The organism is Streptomyces graminilatus (genome assembly GCF_001418565.1).
Lineage (GTDB): Bacteria > Actinomycetota > Actinomycetes > Streptomycetales > Streptomycetaceae > Streptomyces > Streptomyces graminilatus.
This window is the reverse complement of record NZ_LIQQ01000165.1, coordinates 1-6,126: the sequence shown is the minus strand read 5'-3', so window position 1 is coordinate 6,126 and position 6,126 is coordinate 1. Positions and strand designations below refer to the sequence as shown.

Genomic DNA, 6,126 nt, shown 5'->3' with positions numbered 1-6,126 from the left:
AGGGGGAGGGGTGCCCGGGTGTGCGGCAGCAGGAGCCTAGGAACACACCGATGACCAACCGGTGCCGAGAAGGTGCACGCGTCGCGATCCCGGTGTTCCCCCGAATCGTGGGCGCGCCGAATGCAAACTCGAAGAGTTTCCGAAATTTCGGACGTGATTCGGAAAATCGTGGCGGCGATGACGCCGGAGAGACGGGCATCGTGTCGGCGCCGTTCATGTAACAGGGCCCGTTTTGCCGCCAATTGGCCGTCCATCCGCGCGGACTGGCCAGTGGAGCGGCTTGACCTGCGATGTTTCAGCCCAAGTCGCTTCGAATGTTTCGGCGTTGTCCACGATTCATGCGAGAAGTATTGACGCCGTTCATCCATTCCCTATCATCCAATTTGGTCAACACTTCGACTGTTGTTCGGTATTACGGACATGTCGGGGTCGCTCCGCTCGCGCAGCAGGGCCCCTCCGGGCCGCGCGCACAGCAACGGCCGAGCCGCAAGAAGCACGAAGCACGCAGTGCGCACCACATCGACCGTCNNCGGCGCTCGCCGCCGTGGCCGCGGTCCTGGTCGCGTTGGCGGCGATGCTTGTCGCCAACCCGGCCCAGGCGGCCACCAGCGGTGCCGTACGCGGTGTCCCTTCCGGCCGGTGTCTCGATGTGCCGAACGCCAGCCAGACCGACGGCACTTACCTTCAGGTCTGGGACTGCTCGGGCGGGACCAACCAGCAGTGGACGTCGACGGACGCCAACCTGCTGACCGTGTACGGCAACAAGTGCCTGGATGTTCCGGGCCACGCCACCACGGCCGGTACCCGGGTGCACATCTGGAGCTGCCACGGGGGCGCCAACCAGCAGTGGCGGGTGAACTCCGACGGCACGATCGTCGGTGTGGAATCCGGGCTGTGCCTGGAGGTCGCGGGCTCCGGTACGGCCAACGGCTCGGCGGTGCAGATCGCGACGTGCAACGGCGGCGGCAACCAGAACTGGTCCGGCCTGTCCGGCACGCCCAATCCGCCGGGACCCGGCGCGTGTGCCCTCCCGTCCTCCTACCGGTGGAAGTCGACGGGCGCGCTGGCGCAGCCCGCGAACGGCTGGGTCTCGCTGAAGGACTTCACCAGCGTGGTGTACCAGGGCAAGCACCTGGTGTACGCGTCGAACGTGGCGGGTTCGTCGTACGGCTCGATGAACTTCAAGCCGTTCACCAACTGGTCGGACATGGCATCGGCCGGCCAGACCGGGATGAACCAGGCCGCGGTGGCGCCCACGCTGTTCTACTTCGCGCCCAAGAACATCTGGGTGCTCGCCTACCAGTGGGGCCAGTGGCCCTTCATCTACCGGACGTCGAGCGACCCGACCAACCCCAACGGCTGGTCCGCGCCGCAGCCGCTGTTCACCGGCAGCATCTCCGGCTCCGGAACCGGCCCGATCGACCAGACCCTGATCGCCGACGGCCAGAACATGTACCTGTTCTTCGCCGGTGACAACGGCAAGATCTACCGGGCCAGCATGCCGATCGGGAACTTCCCCGGCAGCTTCGGCTCCTCCTACACCACGATCATGAGCGACACCCAGGCCAACCTGTTCGAGGCCCCGCAGGTCTACAAGGTCAAGGACCAGAACCAGTACCTCATGATCGTCGAGGCCATGGGCGCCGGCGGGCGCTACTTCCGCTCGTTCACCGCCACCAGCCTGAGCGGTTCCTGGACCCCGCAGGCCGCCAGCGAGGGCAACCCCTTCGCGGGCAAGGCCAACAGCGGCGCCGGCTGGACCAACGACATCAGCCACGGTGACGTGGTCCGCGACAACCCCGACCAGACGATGACCATCGACCCCTGCAACCTGCAGTTGCTCTACCAGGGCAAGTCCCCGTCCGCGGGCGGCCCCTACGACCAACTGCCGTGGCGGCCGGGCGTCCTCACCCTCCAGCGCTGACCCGGCGGTCCGGTCCACCATCACCACCACCACGACAAGGGAACCCCAGCCGTACGACGGCTGGGGTTCCCCCTTTTTCGCGGACCTGCCTACGCGGCGGGCCGCTGGAACTGCTGGTTGGCGCCGGTTCCGCAGGTCCACTGGATGAGGCGGGCGCCGTTGGCGGTGGAGGCGTCCTTGACGTCCAGGCACTTGCCGCTGTGGCGGGCGGTCAGGCGGAAGTTGCCGCCTCCCTGGTCGTCGAACCGCCACTGCTGGTTGGTGCCCGTCCCGCAGCGGTACTGGTTCACGAACGCGCCGTCCGCGGTTGAGCCTCCCGCGACGTCCAGGCACTTGCCGCTGTGCTGGGCGAGGACACGGACGTACCCGTCGCCGGCGTCCTGGAGGCGCCACTGCTGGTTGAGGCCACCGCTGACACAGGTGTACTGGAGGGCGAACGCGCTGTCGGCGCCGGAGTTGTCGGTGATGTCGAGGCACTTGCCGCTGTGCCGGGCGATCAGGTTGTAGTAGGGGCCGCCGCCCACGCCGGTGATCGTGCCGGCCGCGGTGTCGATGGCGATCTGCGGGTACCAGGGCAGGTCCATGGTGGTCCTGGTCGGGAAGGTCAGCGGCAGCCAGACGTACTGCGAGTCGTTGACGGTGCCGCCCATGGAGTTGCCCCAGCGGTCGCCCATGTAGAGATAGGACGTGCCCGAGGTGCCCTGCACCGGCAGCACGTACGCCGTCTGGGAGCCGTAGGCGGTGGCGTCGCCGATCTCGGTCATGGGCGTCCAGGGGCCGGCCAGGCTGGTGGCGGTGGCGTACCTCTGCTGGTTGGGGTTCCAGCCGCTGGTGCCGGACGTGAGCATGAAGTAGACGCCGTCGCGCTTGAACAGCGCGGGAGACTCACGGAAGTTGTTCGGCCAGGGGTTGGCGACCAGGCTGTCGTAGCCGGTGTAGTCGGCGGTCAGCTTGTAGATGTGCAGGTCGGCGTTGCCGGCCGCGGAGGTGATCTGGTACGCCGTTCCGTCGTCGTCCTTGAACAGGGTCATGTCCCGGGACGTCGTACCGGAGGCGGGCCGGAAGCTGCCCCGCCAGGTGTAGTCGCCGTCGACGGTGTCGGAGACGGCCACCGCGGCACGGGACTGGGTGTAGTCCTTGCCGTTCTCCTTGTGCATCCACATCACGAACTTGCCGGTCGTGCTGTTGAAGATCACCTTCGGCCGCTCGATGTTGGCGACCGCCAGCTCGGGATCGCTGGCCTGGGTCAGCACATTGCGCCGGAACTCCCAGGTCTTCAGGTCGCTCGAGCGGTAGGCGGAGACCGCCTTGAAGGTGTTGTCGGGGTTCCGGTTCTCGCCGAACCAGTAGTAGAACGAGCCGACCTTGATCACGCCACCGCCATGGGCATGCACCACGGCACCGCTGGTGTCGGTGAACTGCGTCCCGTTGGTCACGGTGGCCGCGGCGGCCTGCGCCGGGGAACCGGTGACGAGCAGGGTGAACACGCCCAGAGACAGGGCGAGAAGAGATGTGAGGGCACGTCTGAGCATCGGCACTCCGCTCCCAAGGGCAGACAGGTTGTTGATTGTTGGAATGTGTTGGGATCCGTCGCAGGACAGTAGGCACCGGCCGCACCTTCGTCAACGGTTACCGCAAAGTTAATACATCCCATGTCTAAAGTGGTTGGTCGCTGGCGATCTCCAAGTCGTGTGGAATTTCGGGGATTTTCGCCCCGGGGCTGGACAACAGCCCTACTGGTGCCTGCTAATCCATCCCATGTCCCTGACGTGTCGCCCATGCGCTCCACCGTCGGGCACCCCCGCTCCCACCCCGTACCTGCTCCACGCACAAGCCGCACGTGCTGTTCTGTGAAAAGTCAGGAGAGAACCTTGTCCGAACCGATCGGTCGCCGCAGAGTGCTGGCCGGCATGGCCGCCATGACGGTCGCCGCAGCCGTCTCGCCGACGCTGGCGTTCCCCGCCCATGCCGCCGCCTCGTCCCCCCAGCCGCTGCCGCTCGTCCCGCTGCGGATCCCCAAGGCGGACCTGGGTCTCGAGCAGCAGTCCGACGAGAAGATCAAGTGGCTCCAGGACGCCAAGCTCGGCATGTTCATCCACTGGGGCGTCTACTCCGGCCCCGCCCGGGGCGAGTGGTACATGGAGAACTCCGCCGTCCCGCCGGAGGAGTACCGGAAGTACTTCACCGACTCGACCGGTAACCAGTTCACGGCGAGCGCCTACGACCCCGCCGACTGGGCCCAGTTGGCCAAGGACATGGGCGCGAAGTACACGGTCCTGACGACCCGTCACCACGAGGGTTTCGCCCTGTGGCCGTCCACCCACCCGAACGCCTTCCACGCCGGACAGGGCCCGATGCGGCGCGACCTGGTCGGCGAGTACGTCACGGCCGTACGCGACGCCGGGCTCAAGGTCGGCCTCTACTACTCCCCGATGAGCTGGCGCTACCCCGGCTACTACGACGTCACCGGCACCAACTGCACGACCAACACCTGGGGTTACACCACCGATCCCGCGCACAAGGAGAACGCGCGGATCATGAAGAACGAGGTGTATCAGCAGATCAAGGAGCTGATGACCAACTACGGCAAGATCGACGACATCTACTTCGACGGCGGCTGGCTGGGCCAGCACGGCTCCGACTCGGACTCCGCGTTCTTCTGGGAGCCCGGCAAGCTCCGTGACAGCGCCAACCAGTGGCCGGTGGAGGCCGCCTACAGCGAGACCGACTCCGACACCGGCAAGGGCCTCGGTGTGATGGGCGTGGTGCGCAAGCACCAGCCCGACATCGTGGTCAACCCGCGCTCCGGCTGGATGGGCGACTACGTCAGCGAGGAGGGCGGCGCCGTCCCCACCGGCTCGATCCGCGACGGGCGTCTGGCGGAGAAGAACTTCACCATCTGCGGCGCTTGGGGCTTCAAGGCCGGCGCACCCATCATGAGCTACGGCAACATCATGAGCATCCTGGTCAACTCCTGGGTGCGCAACATGACCGTCCTCCTCAACGTCGGCCCCGACCGCACCGGCAAGGTCTCCGACGCCCAGGCCGCCGTGGTGCGCAGGGTCGGTTCCTTCCTCTCCACCTGCGGCCAGTCCGTCTACGGCACGCGCGGCGGACCGTGGCAGCCGCTGGACGGCCAGTACGGCTACACGTACAAGGACAACACCTTCTACGTCCACCTGCTGCCCGGCTACAGCGGCACCTCCTTCACCACCCCGTCCACCGGAGACGCACAGGTCACCCGCGTCTTCGACGTCGCGACGAACACCGACCTGCCCTTCACCGTGGGCGCGGACGGCAGTGTGACCGTCACCGGCGTCAACCGCACCCGCAACCCCGAGGACAGCGTCGTCGGCGTCACGCTGGACCGCTCCGTGGTGCCGGCCGACATCGCCGCGGGCAGGACGGCGACGGCCAGCAGCGAGGAGGCATCCAAGGGCAACGGCGCGGCCAAGGCTCTCGACGGCTCCACCTCCACCCGCTGGTCCGCGACCAACGGCAACACGGGCAACTGGCTGAAGGTCGACCTCGGTTCGCAGAAGTCGCTGACCGGAACGCGCATCGTCTGGGAGTCCCCGGCCACCAACTACCGCTACCGGATCGAGGGTTCCACCGACAACAGCACCTGGACCACCCTCGCGGACCTGACCGCCACCACCAGCACGAGTCAGGTGCAGGTGTCCGTGTTCCGCGCCACCGCACGGTACGTGCGGGTGACCGTCACCGGTCTGCCCAGCGGTGCCTGGGCCTCGATCCGCAACCTTGAGGTCTACGACCGGCCCTTCAGCGGGGACATCGGCACCTTCCGGCTGGTGAACCGCAAGAGCGGCAAGGTGCTGGACGTCAGCGGCGCCTCGACCGCCGACGGCGGCGCCGCCATCCAGTGGCCGTCGAGCGGCGGCACCAACCAGCAGTGGAGGCTGGTGCCCAACACCGACGGCTCGTTCCGGCTGTCCAACGTCCGCAGCGGCAAGGTCCTGGAGAGTCCGGGCGGCTCCGCCCAGGGCGCGGCCCTGGACCAGTGGACCGACAACGGCGGCGACAACCAGTCGTGGAAGCTGGTCCCCTCCGCGACGAGCGGCTACCACCAGATCGTCAACGTGCGCACCGGCTGGTGCGTCGACGTCAAGGACGCCTCCACCGCGGACGGCGCCGCCATCATCCAGTGGCCGGCCACCGGCGGCTCCAACCAGGACTGGCAG

Annotated in this window: 3 protein-coding genes; 2 read left to right on the top strand and 1 reads right to left on the bottom strand. The window is 67.3% G+C overall.

Annotated features, from left to right (window positions below; genetic code table 11):
• Nucleotides 1-530: 530 nt before the first annotated feature.
• Nucleotides 531-1,924: non-reducing end alpha-L-arabinofuranosidase family hydrolase (locus AOK08_RS15955; RefSeq protein WP_241826963.1), on the top strand; the 1,394-nt coding region annotated here is incomplete at its 5' end.
• A gap of 89 nt (nucleotides 1,925-2,013) precedes the next feature.
• Here the strand turns inward: AOK08_RS15955 and AOK08_RS15950 are convergent.
• Complete coding sequence (locus AOK08_RS15950; protein WP_055526225.1) at nucleotides 2,014-3,456, bottom strand: RICIN domain-containing protein; 1,443 nt, start codon at nucleotides 3,454-3,456, stop codon at nucleotides 2,014-2,016.
• Nucleotides 3,457-3,795: 339 nt separating this feature from the next.
• Here AOK08_RS15950 and AOK08_RS15945 point away from each other — a divergent pair.
• A partial coding sequence (locus tag AOK08_RS15945; protein ID WP_055526226.1) for an alpha-L-fucosidase occupies nucleotides 3,796-6,126 on the top strand: 2,331 nt, incomplete at its 3' end.

Coding starts and splice junctions, on each gene's coding strand:
- AOK08_RS15950 (WP_055526225.1), bottom strand. CDS start 3,456: ATGCTCAGACGTGCCCTCACATCTCTTCTCGCCCTGTCTCTGGGCGTG.